The sequence below is a fragment of the Pseudoalteromonas luteoviolacea genome, assembly GCF_018100925.1.
Classification (GTDB): Bacteria; Pseudomonadota; Gammaproteobacteria; order Enterobacterales; family Alteromonadaceae; genus Pseudoalteromonas; species Pseudoalteromonas obscura.
In genome coordinates this window covers 240,228-260,955 of sequence record NZ_JAGJEH010000007.1, presented here as the reverse complement: position 1 = coordinate 260,955, position 20,728 = coordinate 240,228, and the positions used below count along the sequence as shown (strand labels likewise).

Genomic DNA, 20,728 nt, shown 5'->3' with positions numbered 1-20,728 from the left:
CCTTACTAATATAGAACGTCCATAGAGGGCAGTGAATCTTGACTTTTAGGTGGGTCATTTAACACTAAAACTACAACTAAAGTGTACCCAAAAGTGCTGTTGGGTACAATTATTTACTTTTTAATTCAGCTGGTTACTATTTGCTCAGCCATAAATCAAATTGTTTTTCCATAAAGTCTCTAATAAGCGGCTGGGCTTTTTCATTTGGATGCAGGTTGTCATCTTGCATTAGCGACTTGTCGACTGCGATCGGCACCATAAAATAATCCATCAAATAAGCCCCAGTGTCTTTGGCTACTGTTTGATAGTTACCAGTAAACATTTTGGTGTATCTAGGACCTAGGTTTGGTGGAATTTGAATTTCCATGAGCGCGACTTGTGCGCCATTGTTTTTACTTTTTGCAACTAACTCAGTGAGGTGCTTGCGGATCAGTTTAATTGGAAAACCGCGAATCCCATCATTTCCGCCTAATTCGATTAATACATGACTAGGTTGGTGCGCTTTAAGTTGGGCATCAATGGTGAGTAGTGCGTTGTCTGTGGTTTGGCCAGAGACACTCATATTGATTAATGAGATCGATTTTTTCGTTTCAGCGTACTTATTTTGTAACAAATTAACCCAATCTTGGTCTTGTTTAAGTCCGTAGCCCGCACTTAAGCTATCACCTATGATCATAATTTTAGTCTCGCTAGCTGTTGCCCCAAAGGGTTGATTGAGGCATGCGAGGAACAGCATAAGTTTTAGGAAAATTCGAATCATGTCAGTACTTTCTCAGTTAAATGTTATTCAGGTCAAAGGACTTAACAAAACAGTCAGTACCTTTGAGGGTGACTTAGATATCCTTAGCGATATCAATTTCACTGTCAAGTCAGGAGAGTCTGTTGCGATTGTGGGCACGTCTGGCTCAGGTAAATCTACGTTGCTCAGTTTGCTGGCCGGACTGGATACAGGATCGGCTGGTGAAGTATTTTTGGACGGTGCGGCACTACACAAATTAGATGAAGAAGAGCGCGCGCGCCTACGAGCAGAAAAGGTGGGCTTTGTTTTTCAATCTTTTATGTTGGTACAAAGCTTAACTGCGCTGGAAAACGTCATGCTACCGGCTGAGTTGGCGGGTGATAGCGGTGCAAAACAACAGGCCTCGGAATTACTTGAAAAAGTGGGCCTATCCCATCGGGTGAGTCACTATCCATCGCAACTTTCCGGCGGTGAGCAACAGCGTGTAGCGATCGCACGTGCATTCATAGGTTCGCCCAAAATTCTGTTTGCAGATGAGCCGTCGGCTAATCTAGACAGTAAAAATGGCCATCTCATCGAAAAGTTACTGTTCGATCTCAATAAGCAAAATGGTACGACATTGATTTTGGTTACTCATGATGAAGCACTCGCTCGGCAGTGCGATCGGATTATTCACATTGAGGGTGGCCAGTTAGAAAAGATCCGCGACGGTGAAGGAGCAACAGTTCATGTGGTTTAAGTTAGCACTCACTTTATTTTGGCGAGAGCTGCGTCGTGGTGAGTTAACCATTATTTTTGCGGCGATAGCCCTTGCTGTACTAACAGTATTTAGCTTGTCATCTGTGACAGAGCGCATTCGAATGAACATTGAGCAAAAATCAGCAGACTTTATTGCTGCGGATAGACGTTTAGTGAGCAACCATGCCCTAAATGATGATTATATTATTGAAGCAGAGCGTTTAGGTCTGAACACTGCACGGCAAATGTTTTTTGATTCTATGTTATTTGCCAATGATGAACTGGTGTTGGGGTCGATTAAAGCCGTATCTAATGGTTACCCTTTAAGGGGCGTCGTTAAGCTCAAAGATGATTTTGCGCAAGCTGAATATGAAGTACGTGATGTACCTAAGTCCGGGGAGGTCTGGCTTAGTGAAGGGATGTTTTATAGCTTAGGCTTGGCAGTTGGCGACCAAGTTGAAATTGGCGTAGGTATGTTTCGGGCCAGTAAAATCCTTGTCAGTGAACCGGATGCACCATTTTTCTCGTTGGCGGGTAATAAACGTGTTTTATTAAATTACACTGATATTGAGGCAACGCAGGCGGTTCAGCCAGGAAGTCGAGTGTTTTATCGCATGTTGTTTTCGGGTGATGAAGCTCTGTTGACAGATTACTATGGGTGGCTGAAGCCTCAATTGAGAGAAAATCAAAGGTGGCAGGGGATTAAAGACCGTCAGTCGCCACTAGGTGAGAATCTCGCGCGTTCAGAGAGCTTTTTGTTACTAGCTGGATTATTCGGAATTATGTTGGCTGCGGTGGCAATGGCTGTGTCGGCTAAGCGTTACTGTGAACGTCAGTATGATCCGGTTGCCATGATGAAAACACTCGGCGGTAGTCGAGCTACAATTCGCAATATCTTTTTGCTTCATCTCTCTATGGTGACAGCTTTTTCAGTCTCTATGGGCATCGTAATTGGTTATGGATTGCAAGCTGTGGCAACCGATTACCTTGCCAGCTTTATGGATACGCAATTGCCAGCTGCGGGTTTCAAGCCGTGGTTTCTAGCCATTACCATAGGTGTGGTGTGCGCATTGATGTTTTCATTAAAGCCGCTGCTTGATTTATTTGATATCCCACCACTACGCGTTTTACGTCGTAATTTAGGGGATAAACTGGCTGTAAGTCGAGTTCATATGGCGCTGTCGGTGACGACAATTTTTGCCTTGATGTGGTTTTTCAGTGGAGAGTTAAAAACAACCCTTTTTCTCTTTGGTGGGACCGCAATATTGATGCTCGTGCTGTTTGGCGTGTCGAGGTTGCTATTTAGCGCTGGTAGAAAGTTAGGGTTGAGCCCCGGCAGCAGTTGGTCTTTGGCCATTGCCACCTTACAAAAGCGCGCCAATGCAAATGCTGTGCAGTTGATCAGCTTTGCTTTAGCGATAAAGCTGATGTTATTTTTATTTGTACTCAAAAATGACCTGATCTCCGATTGGCAAATGCAAGTGCCTGCGGACGCCCCCAATGCCTTTCTAATTAATATAAACGAATCAGAGGTCAGTGATATTCAGGACTTCTTTACGCAAAACCAAATTACGCATACGGAGTTCTTCCCTATATTTCGAGGTCGTGCAAATGCGTTAAATGGAGAAAAATTTGCGCGTAGTGCATCGAAGCAAGAAGGAGAGGAGCAAGATGAAGAGGCCACCAGAGGAGCAGGCCGAGAGCTTAACTTGACTTGGATGACGCAGCTACCAGATGGCAATGAAGTGGTCGATGGCACATGGTTTGATGCGGATAGTACAGAATTAGAAGTTTCTGTTTCTCGAGGAATGGCGCAAGGGATAGGCATTGAAGTGGGCGATACGCTGACATTCTTAGTTAATGAGCGCAGCTTTGATGCCAAGGTTACCAGTCTTCGCAGCGTTGATTGGGGGTCGCTCAAGCCCAATTTTGTGATGATCTTTAATCCCCCTGTCGCGGGTAAATTTCCTGTAACTTATTTTAGTGCTGCGCAATTTGGTGAAGGAGATGAAAAAACCGTCAGTACGCTACTTAGGCAGCACCCTACAGTGAGTATGATTGATATTAAAAGTCGTTTAGAGCAAGCGCAGTCAATGATTGCTCAAGTGTCATTGGCTATTAGTTTCGTGTTGGCCATCGTGTTAACCAGTGGTGCTTTAGTGCTGATATCTCAGGTACAGGCGAGCCTAGCCGAGCGTATGCAGGAGATTGTTATTTTGCGTACTTTAGGTGCACGTGGGCGCTTGATTAAATTGGCAACCTTGTATGAGTTTTTACTATTGGGTGCTTTGGCGGGCTTTGTTGCTGCCTTGGTCAGTGATGTCACTTTACTTATCATCCAACGAGAGTTGTTTGAAGTAGACGGTAAGCTACATCCATATATTTGGGCATTGGGTCCAGCAAGTGGTGCCTTGTTTGTGGCCGCGATAGGTTACTTTATGGTGGCCAGTACGATGCGGCAAAATACCCAAGGCTTATTGAGAAAACTCGCTTAGGACATTAAAAAAGAGGTAACGACGTTACCTCTTTTTTTGTGCACGAAACGGTGTTGCTCTTTTAAATTATCTTCAGTGCCTTGAGGGTTGCATGTGCTTTATCCACACGTACATTCACCATTTCTTTGAATGAGGGGGCATGCATATTAAATGCAAAATAGTGCGTTCCTTGGGCGTTTTCTATTTTACCAACATACCAACCTAAGTATGTTTTTTTAGCAATAGGGCCTGTTCCTGTTTTAGCGTATAGCTGATACTCAGATGTACTTTGTTTTAAGAAAATAGCATCGAAAGTTTGGTAAGTTTGCTTGCTTAATCCAAGCGTTTTTTCGTCGAGCCGACGTAAGAATTCAATTTGTTCCATTGCCGAAATTTGCAGGCTTGAATTGAGCCAAAACTCGTCTAACGGACCGTTGATATCTTGGTTTCCATAGTTAAATTGTGACAAATAGGTCTTTATTTCGGGCTTGTTTAGTGAATTGGTCCACATTTGGTATAAGGGTAGCACCGAGTAGCTAAATGCATCTTTCACTTTAATATCGTCACTTTGCCAAACACCCGGCCACCATTTCTGTACCGGGTATGCATGGGTATCAACTTTATAGCTTGTCTTAGTATCAATTTTTTGCTCTTCAAGCAAAATCAACGTATTAGGGATCTTGTATGTAGAGAAAGGGCTAAACGCACGCTCTGCCCGGGATTTATTGATGATTTGCCATTTATCTGTTTGTTCACTGTAAACCACCATGGTACAGCGTTGATCTTTTTGGCACCCCTCTTGGGAATAGGTGTAGTGAGAAGTTGAGAGCATTAACCCGTTTGCGAGCAGTGCACAGAGTTGAAATCGCATGGTTGTTCCTTGGATCTATTTTTATTGTGCGTGCAAATTACCCAGTGACAACTGACTTTACCCTGAACTGAGTACCTCTTTGACAATCCAAGTGCAAGAACAGTTGCCAGTTTTTGGACAAAGCCTGTTTATAACAGGGCTTTGTGTTGTATTCGAGAGCGAAATTGACTTGGAGTGCAGGCCTTTATCGCGAGAAATCGCCTGTTAAAGTTTGACAGGTTATTAAATCCGCATTGATCGCTGATCACTGTTATAGGTGCTTTAGAGCTGATCAGTAATTTACAGGCTCTGGCAATACGCAACTGATTGATGAATTCCGTGACCGTTTTTTCGGTGCGCTTTTTAAAGAATCGATGGAAGTGATTGGTACTCATGTGGGCTTGTTCAGCTAATAGATCCGCATTTAATTGCTCAGTATAATTCTCGTAGATAAAGTTGATCACGCGATCAAATTTATCTTTCGCCGGATCTTGTTGATTTGCGTAGCTAAACTCCATACTAGAAAGCGTGTCATAGTCGCTGGTAGCCATCAAATTGAGCATATTGAATAACAGTACATACCGCTCAAGAGGGTTAGCTTCAGCCATCTGGATAAATAATTGCTCTGTGGTTCTAGCTAGTTGCTCACTGAACTTTAATCCACACTTTGCTTTGTGCAGCAGGGTATGTAAACTTTCAAACTCTTTGTTGAGCCGCAGCTGTTGCTCTAGCCAAAGTGCAGGGATCTGTGCGACATATACTTTTTGCATACTGCCATCTTGGTTAGGTTTTGACTGCCATGTATGGGGGAGTTCAGGCCCTAATAAGACTAAGTCATAGTCACCAAATGGCGCAATATAGTCGCCAATATGACACACACCTTTACTGTTTAATGTGAGGCATACCTCATACTCTGGGTGATAGTGCCAATTGAATGGTATCTCATTTAACTGGTATAAACAGTATCGCCAAGAACAATTGGTTGAAGGTATGATTTTTTCGCACATCGCTCTCATAATATTGTCCTTAATTTTTGTTCTTTATGTGTTTTTTAAATACTTAACGAGCACATGTTGTAAGGTAATTATTCGACGACTAAACCTTTAAGCGTCATTACTCTTTGTTACATATATTTAAATACTTAATCACCTATGTAAAACGTGGTGATACATTTCAAATCAATCATAATACTTATCTATCCACTTCTTTTTCACCTCGGGATCTCCCATGCTTTTCAGGATTAATACCTAATAAAGGTTCATTTTCAGCAATGACAGCGCTGTTTATTGATAGATTTGTACCTGTATGAGATAGAAAATGCAAACATCTTGTCTCCCTGACTGCTCAAATATGTAAAGGTTGAAATTAGAGTTGTTAATTTTAAGTAGCATTTCTCGTTACGTGATTTATTCAGGCGCTCAGTACCCTTGGGCGACTAGGTCAAGGTGTTTACTTAGTTAATAAGCGTTGAGTTTTCTCTAATTTTCTTTTCAAAAACAGATAAAAAAATAAATCAGAGAGAAAAGTGATGAAACATAATCTATCTCCATTTAAACGGTCACGTGTGTCTTTTGCTGTTATGGCTGCTGTTCTGTCTGTAGGAGCATATGCAGAGGATGCAGGTGTTCAAGCAGAACAAGTTGAAGTTATCGAAGTCCGCGGGATCAGAGCTTCTACTGAAAGAAGTTTAAATACCAAGCGTTTTGCCGATGGTGTAGTTGACTCAATTACTGCTGAAGATATCGGTAAATTACCAGATATAACCATTGCTGACTCCCTGCAACGTGTTCCGGGGATCCAAATTCGTCGCAGTGCTGGTGAAGGTTCGACTATCAATGTACGTGGTATGCCCCAAGTAACAACCTTGCTTAACGGAGAGCAATTCTTAAGCGCTGGCTCTATCACTAAGGTACAGCCGGACTTCACAGATATTCCCTCTAGCTTGGTTGGCTCTATGAATGTAATGAAATCACCAACCGCAGACACGCTTGCTGGTGGTATATCAGGTACGGTTGACTTATTAACGCGTAAACCTTTTGACCTAGAAGAGGGGTTCAGTGGTGCTGCATTGGCGGAGGCATCCACTGGGTCATACTCCGAGGAGACGGATCCAAAGTTTATGGTGTCCGCAGGCTATAACGGTGATCGATTCGCTGTGCTGGCTACCCTGTCGTACGATGAGGCAAACCTTGCAAACTACCGCTATGGTTCTACTGATGATGGTTGGGCATATGCGCCATTTGAAAACCACGAAGAAGTGTCATGTTGGTTTTGTCCCAAACAGGATATGAATGGCGATGGGGATTCTGATGATGCCGAATTCACCTATGTGAGTTACGGTATTATGAACCGCTTTACTGAGCGCGAACGTCTCGGTGCGACGGTAAGTTTTCAAGCCCAGTTAAGTGATAACTGGACTTTCAGCAGTGACGTTTTTTACACGGATATGGATGATGCAGATCGTCACAAAGGGATCACAGCTGACAATGCGTGGGGCGGCCACTGGCACTGGCAAGATCAACACGATCCGATTAATCGGGGTGTGCTAGACAATGGCCACAACCTGTATACAGCGCAAGATATTACGCTCAATTCACCGCGTGTTGTGTCCCACTCAGAAAGTCATACCAACCAGCGTGAGTCAACTAACTTTAATTTTGAATTAGAGTTTAAAGGGGACGGTAACTTTTCCGGTAAAGCACGTTTTATTACTGCGGATGCAGAGCGCAGTCACACTGAAAACGTCGCCCAGGGTTACCTAACCAATGGTCTAGCGCATGGTTTACGAAGAAATGATGGTTCAGGTCCAATTGCTGTGAACCCGGGCGGGTATGGACCAAACCCTATTCCGATGCGTTTGAACTTCAAAGGCAAACACCCTTCACTGACTGGACCTAGTGAGCTGCAAGGTGAGGTATTTGGCTCCAATATCAATCGCTATGCTATTGTCTCTACCTATTCCGAAAATAACTATGATGAAGAAGCGAGTTTAGATGTTTTGCGATTGGATGGTGAGTATCAGTTTGACTATAAACACCTTGAAAAGATGTCTTTTGGCGTGCGAGTTGGTCAGCGTGACGTAACACGTGATCAGTTTGTTTTGCTCGCGCCTTTTTCCAATCCTGTGGGTGAGGGCAGTGTCAATGTCATGTGGAAAGATCAGGGATTGGCTGCATTTGACACAAATGGTGATGGGGAAGTCAGTGTAGTAGATGGCGATATTACCATGGGGGCTAATACACCATTTAACTTTACTAGTTTGCCTGCGGGTTGGGTGGAAAAAAACAGCGACTTTGGTCCAGTTAATTTAGGTGAATACTATTTTGTAGATCCGCGTCAACTTGATGACCCATTTGCATTTCAAAATGCACTGTATCCGGGCAATATCAGAGGCGGAGTGCCTGGAAGCTCTTATAAAATAGAGGAGCAAACGCAGTCTGTGTATTGGCGTGCCGACCTATCGAACGATTTTTATCGTGCTAATGTGGGCTTTCAATACATAGAAACCGATCTTGATATCGTACAAAACGAAGTAGGCGATTCCATTTGTACTAACTGTCCAGGTGAAGTGGCAAAAGATGTGGGCGACATTGTAACTGCGCGCTCTTACAGCGATTTTTTACCGTCTGTGAATGTGGCGTTTAACCTGAGAGACGATGTGATTTTACGTACGTCTTGGGGTAAAACGATGACACGTTTGGATCTAAAGGCACTTGGTGGCGGTCTTACGATTAGTCGAGCTAGAGCGGGAGATGAGCTGGCTGCCAGCGAAGGGATCAGTCCAGATCTATTGATCGCAACTAACGCAACCATGCAAGGTAACCCAGATCTTGAGCCTTGGCGTGCAGAAAATACCGATGTGACATTGGAATGGTATTTCTCGCCAAGTGCGCTGGTTAGTGTTGCATTGTTCAACATTGATTTAGAGTCATTTATAGAGTCTGCACAGTGGCAGATCGCTGCTGAAGATGGCGATGGTGTGGTGCGTCGTAATGTCACAGTGAATGGCCAAATTAATGGTCAAGGTGGCACGATGGAAGGTGCGGAGTTTAGCTACCAGCAAGCGTTTGACTTTTTGCCTGGTTTTTGGAGTGGCTTTGGTGCCGCATTCAACTATACATATTCAGAAAGTGAAAGTGGTAAAGAAGGCTTTGGTGGAGAGCCATTACCGCTTGAAGACAACTCTAAAGAATCAGGTAACGCAGTATTATGGTACGAGCAATATGGGTTTCAATTTAGATTGGCTGCAAACTACCGTTCTAAGCGCTTGCATACGGTGTCAACACCAGGTGGTATGGGTAATATAGGTGTTTGGACTGAGCCGACGACTTATATTGATATGTCGGCAAGTTATGACATCAATGATAATCTTACGGTGTATATGTCGGGTAGCAACTTGACCGAAGAGTATGAATCACAATACGCGCAGTGGGAAGACAACCGTATGGCGCAAAATATCTATGAGCGTCGCTTTACTCTGGGTGTACGTGGTCGCTGGTAGCCACTAATTTCCTTTTCATTATCGCAGCATAAAGGCCTTAACGGCCTTTTTTTGTTAGCAGCACAGTAACTTCATATGATATTTCCTCGGTGGTGAAAATTGTAAAAACGCAATCTGCTCCTCTGAGTCTGAGAAATTAAAATTCAACATTTTGTAATTGCATATACATCACGTTAATGCGTCAAAAATTGTTGATACTGGTGAGGCAATAAGAAAGGAACAATTGATTATTTAGAGTTGTGCAACCTGCGTGAATAGGTGCTCAGGCATGTCAAGCACAATCAAAGTGAGCGACGGCGGGACAGGCTATATTGCAAGGTTAGAGAGGGTGCCATCAAGAGGCGAGCTAAGGTGGTAAAATAGTTGAGAAGCCTCGGCATAAAATGGTTGGAGTTTATACCAATATTATAAATAAACTTATACTTCAAAATGTTATTGTTGAATCATTAAAGTATGAGGACGGAAGCCGTAGCTTAAAGTGTCGATTTCATAGTGTCAAAAAGCAACGAAAAGTATAGATGCTAACATCGTTGATTTATGCGTATAACCGGGTGAAAATAGCACAATATCTAAGGTGAGATCGGCGCTGATTTTACGCGAGAGTGAGCGCCACAAAGCCAACTTGATACCATATACAGCTGTTATAACTTTATTTTTTCTAATACATATAATGGGTAAATGTTACCTATATAGTGTTAATTTTCGAATTTGAATTCTTAAGTGTACTTTTAATCAAGCTAATCAACGAGCATATCCGCGCAACAGCCTCTGTCCGTCATGGTTATTATTTCAGACGCTATAATTAAAGCTATGTGTTAAATCAGTATTGAAATCAAGCCTTTCAATCATACCTATCGGTGCAAACAAGGTAACAGGAAATACTAACATACAGGGATTAGTTATCAGTTGTTGTTGGTGGGCTTGAATTGTATTGATAAAGGATTGAATAGTGCCGCAATATGAGGTTAATTGGCGGCACACTAACCTTATTTGACGAGTTAAGGTGATGGCGGATTCCCCTTGGATCATTTGTCTGCCAACAAACAGATCCTATTTTGCCATCGCCTTTTTATTAAATAAGGTACTAGTAATGAAGAAGAATTTGCCTGCGGTGCTTGTGGTTCTCGCGACGTTCTTTACGATCTCTTTTATCACCAATATTCTTGGTCCAATCTTTCCTGAATTGATAAAAAGCTTTGATATCGGCATTGCGCTGGCTGGCTTTTTTCCTTTTGCTTTTTTTGCAGCATATGGAGTGATGTCAATCCCCGCTGGTCTGTTAGCACAGCGTATTGGCGAAAAATTTGTCATGTTGATCGCATTTAGCTTAGCTGCCAGCGGCTCGCTGCTTTTTGCACTCTTACCCAACTTTGCATTTGCCATGTTTGCCCTATTTATGATTGGCAGTGCTATGGCATTTTTACAAGTCGCCATCAATCCTCTGTTGCGCCGCGCCGGTGGCAGTGAACATTTTGCCGTGTTATCTGTCGTGGCGCAGTTGCTATTTGGCGCTGGTGCGACCCTCTCACCAATTGTGTATATCGGATTAGCTGAGACGGCCCAAAACTCTAACTCTTTGATGAGTGTTCTGGTTCCTGAACAAATGGAATGGCTAAGTATGTATTGGCTATTTGCTTTAGTGTGCTTGGGGATGTTGGCGTGGAGCACGCTTACTCGCTTTGCTGTTGCTGACGATGAGCTCGTGGCAAATTACACCTTAGGTGACTGTACGGCATTATTTAAGAATAAAACCGTTATAAAGTTCTTTTTTGCGATTGCAGCCTATGTTGCTTTGGAGCAGGGGATCGCGAATTCTATAGCAATTTTCTTACAGCAAGCTCATGAGCTAGATGCAAAAAATGTCGGTGCTAAAGTTGTGAGTCAATTTTGGCTTATGCTGACAATTGGTTGTATGGTCGGCTTGGTCTTGATGAAGTTATTTGACGTGCGCAAGGTACTGGTGTGGTTTTGTCTCGGTGCAGGAGGGAGTCTGGTAACGGCGATATTAGGCTCTGCTGAACTGGCCTTGATTGCATTTCCTGCCACTGGGTTTTTCTTATCCATTATGTGGTCCGCGTTATTCTCTCTGGCGCTGAATTCTTTTGCTCAAGGACACGGTGCGATCGCTGGGATCCTATGCACAGGTATTGTTGGCGGGGCGGTGGCTTCGCCATTGATCGGAGCCGTGACGTACTTATCTGGCTCATTGACGCTCGCGCTGTGTTTACTATTTATTCCTTTGGGGTACATGGTTTATGTGGCAAATTCATCAAATCCATTGGTAAATAACCACACATTCCGCCTTTTTGAGAAAAAATCACCAGAGCAGGAAGCATAAGATGTCAGGAATGATTGTTTGTATTGACCTTGGTGGGACCAAAGCATTATGTGGTCTAGCGAAACAAGGTCGTGTAGGACAGGTAAAGCGCTACCCGGTGCCGGCCTCAGGCACAAAACAAGAAGTGACAAGTTATGTCATCGAACTTGTTCGAATGACGATAACAGCGGATTGCATCGGCGTAGCCATTGGGATCCCGGGGGTTGTAAACAGTGATACCGGAGAAGTATTTGAAGTAACAAATATACCTGCGTGGCGCGATGTTCTGTTGGCTGAGGAGTTAAGCCGACGGTTCCACGTTCCTGTTCTTGTTCACAATGATGTCAATTGTTTCACTTTCGGGGAGTATCGATTTGGTAATCATGGCAGTGATTTTATACCGTGTAAAAACATCTTGGGCGTTTGTCTAGGCACCGGGCTTGGTGCCGGAGTGGTGATTGACGAAAAGTTATATACAGGGCGATATGGGTTGGCAGGAGAGTTTGGCAGTGCGCCTTACCTTGGCAAAACCATTGAAGATTATTGTAGTGGCCAGTTTTTTAATCAACTGGGGACGGACGGGGCGTTTCAATATCAATTAGCCAAAGCAGGTAATGCAGAATCGTTACAGTTATTTGAGCAGCTAGGTGCGCACCTTGGAATAGCGTTTGCTCATATGCAACTCGCTTATGATCCAGATGTGATTGTATTGGGCGGATCAGTAACCCAAGCTTATGACTTATTTGGCGAACACATGCTGTCATCATTTACGCAGTATGAGCAGTGCAAACAATTGAATATTCGCGTGAGCCAACTTCCTCATGCTGCATTGTTAGGGGCGTGTGCATTGTTTGAGCAAAAATATAAAGTAGCTTCTCTTGAAGTGGACTGTATCTAGATGCTTTTTGAAAAAGGTATGGTTGGCTAAATCGGGCAACCATACCTAACTCAAAGGAAGGGGAAACTAGTCGACAGATGTGATCACCGTATCAATGAGGTGGACCACGCCATTTGCAGTGTAAATATCTTTTTGGATCACATTCGAGCCCTCAATTTGCAAACCCGATGTAGGCAAGCTGACGTGTGACCAATTGCTGATTTCGCTGCCTAACATGTCCCCAGGTGCCGTGTCTGATGCAAATAGATAAAGCGGACGCCCCAAATAGGCAACTTGCATTTGATTGTCTTGGCGAGCAATCAAACTCAATCCAGGAATGTTGGCTATTTGCGCTTGTGTCGCTATCACGGGGGGCCAAGCGGTTGCACATGCGTCATTACACTGGCTCTGTGCAAAGCTCAGGTCATTATCAAATACATATAGCGTGAATCCCGCTTTTTCATGCCCTTTTCCAGCGACTAAAGCTTGCTGGCCTCCATCGTAAGCAACGGCATCAGCTTCGCTATCGGTTGTTCCTGCAAAGTCTACAACTCTGATATCCAACATGTTTTTTGCAACCGTTTCAACCTGTTTACCATTGAGTTTGAGTGCCATCATCGCTGAGGCTTCAAGTGCAAGTACATGTTGAGTGAGTACTTGAGTTAATCCTGTTTGATCAGCAAGAAGCGCATTGAGTGTGTCAGCTGGAATTTTTTGAAATGCGCGGTTGGTTGGTGCAAACACTGTGAACTGAGCATTTGTGTCGGACAGGGTATCAACCAAGTTTGCTGCTGTCAGCGCAGTGACTAAAGTAGATAAGTCATCGGTCTCCGAAGCCACTTGTGCAATTGTTTTGTCAGAAGCAGCTTTCTCAGCTGGTGGCATGATGACTTTATCCAACACATGAATAACACCATTGTCCGCTTTCACATTGGCTGTTCTTATAACTGCATCGTCAATGAATAACTTACTATCCACCGTGCTTAGCGCCGCCATATCGGTATTGGCCATCGTAACCATATTGTCTTGAGAAGAAGCAATTGCGGCAGCTGCGTCTGACATCACACTCTGCCCTGACACAACATGATAAAGAAGTATATCTTTGAGCATCTCGGTGTCTGCGCCTAGCGCATCTAAAGTTGTTTGGCCGAGCGCTGCAAAAGCGGCATCTGTTGGTGCGAATACAGTAAACTTCACCGCGGGATCAGACAGGGTTTGGTCTAAACCTGTTGCACTTAATAAACTGATCAAGGTGTTGAATGATCCTGCACTGGAGGCTACTTCAGGGATGAGGCCAAGAGATTCGGGTACTGTCACATCACCAACAACAACGGCATCGAGTACATGAATAATGCCATTTGACGCATGTATATCAGTCTGTGTGACTTTTATGCCTGCGAATTTTAGCATGTCAGCGGCCGAGTCGATGGTCACGCTTTTTTGGTTACCCAGCAATGTGGTTGCATTTTTACCATTAAGTGACATAGCGGTTATTGCATCTACACTGCCAGAGATGATGTGCTGTTTTAAAATATCACCAAGAACATCAGGGTTAGCCAACAATGTGTTAATTGTGCTTGTGCCGAGTGCTTCAAAAGCGGCATCGGTGGGCGCAAAGACTGTGAGCGGATCTGGGCCTGTCAACGCGCTAGTGAGACCAGCGGTTTCGACCGCCTTCAATAAAGTAGTAAAGTTACCTGCTTGGGTCGCAACTTCTGCAATATTTTGGGTTGGTGTTGATTCCACAGGTGGCATGAGCACAGCGTCAATAACATGTATTATGCCATTGTCGGTTTGGATGTCTGTTTGTGTAACAGTCGCTGTGTTGATCAGCAAACTTTCACCAGATAGAGACAGTGCTATTTTTGCCCCGTTTACTGTGTCGGTTGTTTGTCCTGCTAGAGATAGCGCAGTTTCCGCATTCACCTCAGAACTGAGGACATGATAAGTGAGAATTTTACTGAGTGTATCTGTGTCGGCTAGCAGGTCATTGATGGCCTGCGTGCCCAATAATTCAAAAGCAGCGTCGGTGGGTGCAAACACGGTAAATTTGTTGTTTGTATCATCTAGTGTTGCATTTAAACCCGTCGCATCAAGCGCTGCAACTAAGGTTGTGAATGATCCAGCGGCTTTTGCTGCATCATACACTGAGTTTTGAGGAGGGTGTGGCTGTGTGGTAGTGACCGGGTCGTCATCATCTGAACAAGCAGAGAGTAGCCCAACAACGGCAACAATAGCCAATTTTGCAAGTACTTTCACGATCATCTCCATTGGAGTGGTTAATTTTCCAGCAATACGGGCTTGGTTAAAATTCAGATCAGGCATTGCAATTATAAAAAATTAACTTTTTTAAATTTCATTACCGACAAAGCCAATGTTTTAAGTGAGTTGTTTTTAATCTACCCATATGAATTTATTTGATATTTATTTTTAATCTGCCATGTTCAAAGTTAATCTAAACCGCGTCTAAAAAAAGATAAAAAATTTTAACCTAAATATAATAATGAATGTAACTCAGCTGTATTTTGTACACTTTAAGTTTGGTTACTATTGACTGAAACAAGGTGAGATTTGATACCGATAAAGTGCACAAGTACCATACCTGAACTGGTGTACTAAATGAGTTCTAGATTAGTGCGCTGTTGGTGAAACTTTTTTACGAACCACAACTCTATGATTTAAATAGAATATAAAGTTAATGTATGACAAAGGAGCCACAATGCATGTCCATTTGGTCGTAGCCCACCCTGAAAAGTCTTCTTTTAATTATGCACTACACCGCATTGCCATCGAAGCCTTGAATAGTATGGGCATTAGGTATAGTGAATCTAATTTATATGCCGACTCATTTAACCCTGTAGCGGGACACAATGATGTGATAGGGATTCCCGATGGAGAGCCTTTTAATCTTGCCAAGGCACAGCGTTTTGCGCTGGAAAACAATGCGTTTATTAGTCAAATCAAACACGAACAAAATAAACTTAAAGAGTGTGATGTTTTGGTGCTGCAATTTCCACTTTGGTGGTGGTCATTTCCGGCCATTTTAAAGGGGTGGATTGACCGAGTGCTTACATCCGGGTTTGCCTATGGGGAAGGTGCAACCCTAAAAGCGAAAAAAGTGATGTACTCTATCACAACTGGAGGGGCTAAAAATCAGTCTGAACTCGACTACTATCAAGCAAAAATAGACGGCTTGTATCAGGATGTATTTGCCTTCATGGGCTGGGAGATTATCCCGCCATTCATTGCCCATGGTGTGCAACAAAAAAGTCACCAACAGCGGCTTGATATAATTGCAAGTTACACGGCTCATATACAAAAGAAATTGACGTTAGCGCAAAGTTAGGGGGCTTTTACTTGAGATATTGCGCATGATTTTACAGTTATGGTTATTTATATTAGAGTTGTACCCTATTCGGGGTCTTAATATGAGTAAAGGGAATGTGAGGTTAGTTTGGAAGGCGCTAATTTAGTCATTACTCTATTAACTGAATATATCAACATCAAAGCTAGTGAATAGCATGAGCGGCGTAATTGAACGACTTAAATCGGGATTACTGTCGCCAAAATGTCAGTGAAAGGAAGCAACCAGTGAAAAAAGCACTATTCATCACAATTTTATCAATGATTTCTTGTCTGGCACATGCCAAAGGTGATCTAACCCACGCTCAGCTAGTCGCAAAAGCCAATGGGTTTGTTGCGGCACAAAATGCACGCCAACAGCCAAACTCAACCCGCAAAGATATTGAACATTTTCTCTCATTATTGGCCGATGAATTTGTAGACGAACACGTTAAATACAACTTTACATACACCAATAAAGCCGCACTACGAGATGACATGGTTGCTAAACTCAAAGATAAAGTCATCCACAGTCACATTGAAGTTAATAATATGATGATTGGACGTAATGTCGTGATCATTAAAATGACAGAATCTGGTCGAGTTAAGCCCGCACACTTAGATAGAACCATCGACTACAAAACAACCAATATAGTGTCGCTAGAATTTGACAACAGCGGATTAATTACGCACATACGACGACATCATGGTTAACAATGGCCATTGACGATGAGCTGATGGTGCTGTGTTATCAAACTTATTGCTAGATACAATACTGGTAGTTTGATCAAAGCTTCGTAAAAGTAAATAAGGGAGTAAACTCCCTTGTACTAGCGTATATCTAGGAAATAATGAACTGATAGAACATTGCGCGATCCAGTGGGTGGTTTATTAGTAGTAGCGGATCTCACGCACTCTGTAGTCATATAGTTTTGTGTTGTAGCGGCAGCTACCTACAGAGCGGTATTCAACAATATACACACCGATCCCTTTATACGTATTCACGTACTGCCAAGTACAATTTTCCACTACACCTGCTGGAGAGGTTGTCCAAGCACTTGCGCTGCTAGCGAAGACCATGAACACTGAACAGATCAATAGTTTAATTTTATGCATAGTTATTCCCTTTTTTCCATTGTGGTTTATTGAATTAAGTTCGTACCTACCCTAAAAGATGAAATTGAATTGTTCAATTGTTGACCAAGTGATCTGATCGCATTTCATGTACAACCGCGTGATCAGTATTGAAGGGGTGTCTTTATTGGAAACAAGTGGTGTATTTACAGCGCTGAATCAATGGTGCGCTGTAGTGCTTTTGGCCCTAGTTCACCGCATTGAAATCTTGACAAGTTATTGAAAACCACCACGGGGCTGGTGGACGGACACAGGTGTGGACACTCAGTGTCCACACCTGTGTCACTGTGACACTATTGGACAGCGCGGGTGTCCATTCGGACACCTATTATTTCTTACATTTAAAAAAGTTTATATACTTCAATGCTTTATAATTTTTTAAATTTTGGCACTGTCCTCGCTTATACCTAGGTATATCAATTAACAGGTATAGGATTATGATTAAAGGAACTCAATCTCAGGATGAAGTCATCGCGCCAAGTAAGGCAAAAAGCAAACTTAAATATGTTGTGTCAGCGGTATTCATGACACTTTTCACTGTGCTGTCTATCCCGGCGATCAGTCAGTGGTACTCAGGGATCAAAACGGTTTCATACGCACAATTGCTCACAGCTAAGGTAATTAAACAAGACCTAATTAGAGATGCTTCAGTATCTGGTCGTTTGGTTGCAGCCAATGCTCCGCAGGTCTATAGCCCTGAGCCGGGTCAAGTTACTTTATTAGTTAAACCTGGGGACACTGTTGAAAAAAACACAGTTGTAGCCACTTTAGAGAGTCCTGAGTTGAGTGCGCAAATAGAGCAGCAGACTTCGTTACTGTCGCAATTGAAGTTAGATGCCGACCGAGGCACATTGGCAGATGAAGAAGCGCAATTGGACTTAGAACGCAGCTTAGATGAAGCAGTGGTACGCCTCAATGCTGCAAAGCGTGAACAGCAGCGTTCGCAAGAGTCTTTCGATAGACAAGTGATAAGTGAGTTAGATTATGCGCGCAGTCAAGATACGCTGCTTGAAGCACAGCTAATGCACAAACATGCTCAAAAGCGTGTCAGCATGGCAAAAAAGCGCCTTGATTTTGAAGCGCAAACTCGTGGTTTATCTGTTAAACGACAAACTCAAATATTGCAAGAGCTTCAGCGCCGAAAGCGCGCTCTAGAAGTACGCGCACCAGTCAATGGTGTGGTGGGAAGTTGGTTAGTGCAACAAAAAGAACAAGTGGCAGATGCGCAGGCCTTGATGAGCATAGTTGACTTGTCAGAATATGAAGCAGAGTTACAAGTACCTGAGTTTTATGCAGATGATTTAGGCATTGGCTTAAATGTTGAGATCACATTTTCCGGTCAACAGTACCAAGGTGCGATTAGCTCAGTGTCACCAGAAATTAAGCAAAACCAAGTTGCGGTGCGAGTTAAATTGGCGTCTGGCAACAATGTAAAGTTGCGTCAAAACCAACGTGTGAATGGCCGTATCGAATTTGAGAAAAAATCGCAGGTTCTGCAAGTTAAGCGCGGACCATTTTTAACCAGTTTTGGCGGTAAACAAGCTTTTGTTATTCGCGACCAAGTCGCGCAATTAATGAATATTCAAGTGGGGGCATCGAGTGTAGAGTACGTTGAGCTACTCAGCGGTGTTCAAGAAGGTGATGAAGTGATCATTTCTGATTATGACGCATTCAGCCAAAGTAAAACTTTTAAAATTTCAAAATAATTAATAAGAATTAAGGATCTCATTATGCTTTCTATGAAAAATATTAGCCGAGTATATCGCAGTGACACCATCCAAACTCACGCACTGCGCGATTTTAATCTGCAGGTTGAGGCAGGCGAATTTGTCGCTGTGACAGGGCCATCGGGCTCAGGTAAATCGACGTTTTTAAACGTGGCTGGATTACTCGATGACTTTAATGAGGGGGAATATATCTTAGATGGGACCAGTGTAAATGGTTTGTCAGACGACGACCTATCTCGTCTGAGAAATGAAAAAATAGGATTCATTTTTCAAAACTACAACTTGATCCCTGATTACAGTATTTATGACAACGTGGACATGCCACTGCGCTATCGCGGCCTGAGTGCAAAGCAAAGACGTAGCCGTATTGAGCATGCGCTCGAGTTGGTGGGGCTTGCCAGTCGTCACGCCTACTTGCCAAGCCAGCTCTCTGGTGGTCAGCAACAGCGGGTAGCCATCGCTCGAGCTTTGGCAGGAGAGCCGAAAATTTTGTTAGCGGATGAACCAACGGGAAACCTCGACTCACTAATGGCTAGACAGATCATGGATCTACTTAAAGAAATCAACAAAAAAGGCAGCACCATAATTATGGTTACCCATGATCCGGATCAGGCCCGAGAAGTGAATCGCAATATCCAAATTATAGATGGGCAAATTACCGATTACAGTATCTATGCGCCAGTCAGTAAGGCACAAACAGCTAATCAAGAAACACTGTCGATTTAAGGAGCCTACAATGGAAATGTTTACCTATTATGTTCAGCTTTGCATACGAAACTTTAAACGTACGCCGCTATTTTTCGCTTTGATCATGCTCACTTTATCGATAGGTATTGGCACTTTACTGGCAAATTTATCTATGTTGTCTTTGATGTCACAAGATCCTATCCCCGGAAAAAGTGACCAAATCTTTAGTGTGAATATGAATACATATGCTGGCGCAAATAATACCTTTGGCAGTATGCACACTATAAGGTATAGCGATGCGAAAGCGATTGTTGATGCGGGGGTTGCAAACCGCGCTACCATGCATTATGCAACCAATGTTTATAGCCGTCGCGCAGATTCGCAAGACTTGACGCGTTATTCAAGCGCAACACGCGCAACCACAGCGTCTTTTTTCGCCATGATGGGCGCTGAATTTGCGTTTGGTGAAGCGTGGAAAAATGAGCACAGTAACAACATTGTGATTGGTCATGAGCTCAACATCAAATTGTTTGGTGGTGAAAACAGTGTCGGTGAACAGTTGGAGTTACAAGGCCAAATTTATAATATTGTCGGCGTACTAAAACCGTGGATTATGAAGCCGTTATTTTATCATGCAACTGAAGGGCGAGCATTTAACAAAACCGATGATATTTTTGTTCCCATCGAAGTCGCGATTGATAACAACTGGGCAATTCACGCGCGCGCTTTATCGACTGATGATTACACGACTTTGAGTGAAACAAGGCAGGTAAATGCATACTACATTCAAGCATTTGTTGAGTTAGTAGACGCGCAGCAGAAGCTCGCTTTTCAGACCTTTATTGATGGTCATGCCCAGCAGTTGCAGGAGAAGGGCAACCACCGTCATGAGGTCGACAATCGCTTATATGATGTCAACGATTGGCTTGAGTATAACGAAGTAGTTAACAAGGACTTATTGGCTTTTACATTTGCCACGGGGTTGTTTTTACTGGTGTGCATCTTCAATGCCAATAGCTTAATGTTGTCGCGCTATCAAGCAGGGCAGTTCGAATCCAATTTAAGGCGCGCTGTTGGTGCAAGTCGCAAACAGGTGTTTTATCAAGGGGTTATTGAAAGCGTTATTTTAGGTATAACGTGTGCACTGGTGTCACTGGTGTTGGCAATTAGCTTGTTAGCTTTGTACCGTCAACTCTTTGAAGACCTAGCACCCGTTGCCGAATTACCATTGCATATGGTCGTGATTGGGTTTGGTGTGGCCCTGACATCGAGTTTATTAAGTACCATTTACCCTTTAGTTCAGGGCGCTCGCACGCCACTGGCAAGTATTTTAAAGTAGGAG

Annotated in this window: 15 protein-coding genes; 10 read left to right on the top strand and 5 right to left on the bottom strand. The window is 43.3% G+C overall.

Annotated elements, in window-relative coordinates:
* Positions 1-136 precede the first annotated feature (136 nt).
* The gene (locus J8M00_RS16635; protein ID WP_211011659.1) at positions 137-760 is read right to left on the bottom strand and encodes an arylesterase; all 624 of its coding nucleotides are present in this window, start codon (positions 758-760) and stop codon (positions 137-139) included.
* On the opposite strand from J8M00_RS16635, the gene J8M00_RS16630 reads away from it, so the two are divergent.
* Positions 759-1,478: an ABC transporter ATP-binding protein gene (locus J8M00_RS16630; protein ID WP_211011658.1), complete on the top strand. Its 720-nt coding sequence runs from the start codon at positions 759-761 to the stop codon at positions 1,476-1,478. The two genes, J8M00_RS16635 and J8M00_RS16630, sit on opposite strands and share 2 nt — an antisense overlap.
* Positions 1,468-3,972, top strand: coding sequence for an ABC transporter permease (locus tag J8M00_RS16625; RefSeq protein ID WP_211011657.1), 2,505 nt, complete (start codon positions 1,468-1,470; stop codon positions 3,970-3,972). The genes J8M00_RS16630 and J8M00_RS16625 overlap by 11 nt, the downstream gene beginning before the upstream one ends.
* A gap of 61 nt (positions 3,973-4,033) precedes the next feature.
* Here J8M00_RS16625 and J8M00_RS16620 read toward each other — a convergent pair whose 3' ends face one another.
* Together J8M00_RS16620 and J8M00_RS16615 are read right to left on the bottom strand one after the other, a co-directional pair.
* Positions 4,034-4,822 carry a class D beta-lactamase gene (locus J8M00_RS16620; protein ID WP_211011656.1) on the bottom strand — a complete coding sequence of 263 codons (789 nt, stop codon included), beginning with the start codon at positions 4,820-4,822 and terminating at the stop codon, positions 4,034-4,036.
* A gap of 128 nt (positions 4,823-4,950) precedes the next feature.
* Positions 4,951-5,817 (bottom strand): AraC family transcriptional regulator, encoded by an 867-nt coding sequence (locus tag J8M00_RS16615; RefSeq protein WP_211011655.1) that lies wholly within the window; start codon positions 5,815-5,817, stop codon positions 4,951-4,953.
* 512 nt (positions 5,818-6,329) lie between these two features.
* On the opposite strand from J8M00_RS16615, the gene J8M00_RS16610 reads away from it, so the two are divergent.
* From J8M00_RS16610 to J8M00_RS16600, 3 genes are all read left to right on the top strand, one after another.
* Positions 6,330-9,302, top strand: coding sequence for a TonB-dependent receptor (locus tag J8M00_RS16610; protein WP_211011654.1), 2,973 nt, complete (start codon positions 6,330-6,332; stop codon positions 9,300-9,302).
* 1,090 nt (positions 9,303-10,392) lie between these two features.
* Positions 10,393-11,640, top strand: a complete 1,248-nt coding sequence (locus J8M00_RS16605; RefSeq protein WP_211011653.1) for an MFS transporter — start codon at positions 10,393-10,395, stop codon at positions 11,638-11,640.
* A 1-nt stretch (position 11,641) separates the two neighbouring features.
* Positions 11,642-12,517, top strand: a complete 876-nt coding sequence (locus J8M00_RS16600) for an ROK family protein (RefSeq protein WP_247687429.1) — start codon at positions 11,642-11,644, stop codon at positions 12,515-12,517.
* A gap of 66 nt (positions 12,518-12,583) precedes the next feature.
* Here the strand turns inward: J8M00_RS16600 and J8M00_RS16595 are convergent, their stop codons facing one another.
* Entirely contained in the window at positions 12,584-14,761 is a 2,178-nt protein-coding gene (locus tag J8M00_RS16595; protein ID WP_247687439.1) for a fasciclin domain-containing protein, read from the bottom strand.
* A 454-nt stretch (positions 14,762-15,215) separates the two neighbouring features.
* Between J8M00_RS16595 and J8M00_RS16590 the strand changes: the two genes are divergently transcribed.
* A complete protein-coding gene (locus tag J8M00_RS16590; protein WP_211011652.1) occupies positions 15,216-15,842 on the top strand; it encodes an NAD(P)H-dependent oxidoreductase in 627 nt (208 codons plus the stop codon).
* Positions 15,843-16,087: 245 nt separating this feature from the next.
* The gene (locus J8M00_RS16585; protein WP_284137538.1) at positions 16,088-16,552 is read left to right on the top strand and encodes a nuclear transport factor 2 family protein; all 465 of its coding nucleotides are present in this window, start codon (positions 16,088-16,090) and stop codon (positions 16,550-16,552) included.
* Between the two features lie 177 nt (positions 16,553-16,729).
* On the opposite strand, the gene J8M00_RS16580 is transcribed toward J8M00_RS16585, so the two are convergent.
* Entirely contained in the window at positions 16,730-16,954 is a 225-nt protein-coding gene (locus J8M00_RS16580) for a hypothetical protein (RefSeq protein WP_211011651.1), read from the bottom strand.
* Positions 16,955-17,409: 455 nt separating this feature from the next.
* On the opposite strand from J8M00_RS16580, the gene J8M00_RS16575 reads away from it, so the two are divergent.
* From J8M00_RS16575 to J8M00_RS16565, 3 genes are read left to right on the top strand one after another with little or no spacing between them, the layout of a single operon-like run.
* Positions 17,410-18,678 (top strand): efflux RND transporter periplasmic adaptor subunit, encoded by a 1,269-nt coding sequence (locus J8M00_RS16575; RefSeq protein WP_211011650.1) that lies wholly within the window; start codon positions 17,410-17,412, stop codon positions 18,676-18,678.
* Between the two features lie 24 nt (positions 18,679-18,702).
* Positions 18,703-19,425, top strand: coding sequence for an ABC transporter ATP-binding protein (locus tag J8M00_RS16570; RefSeq protein ID WP_211011649.1), 723 nt, complete (start codon positions 18,703-18,705; stop codon positions 19,423-19,425).
* A gap of 10 nt (positions 19,426-19,435) precedes the next feature.
* Positions 19,436-20,725 carry an ABC transporter permease gene (locus tag J8M00_RS16565; protein ID WP_211011648.1) on the top strand — a complete coding sequence of 430 codons (1,290 nt, stop codon included), beginning with the start codon at positions 19,436-19,438 and terminating at the stop codon, positions 20,723-20,725.
* Positions 20,726-20,728 lie beyond the last annotated feature (3 nt).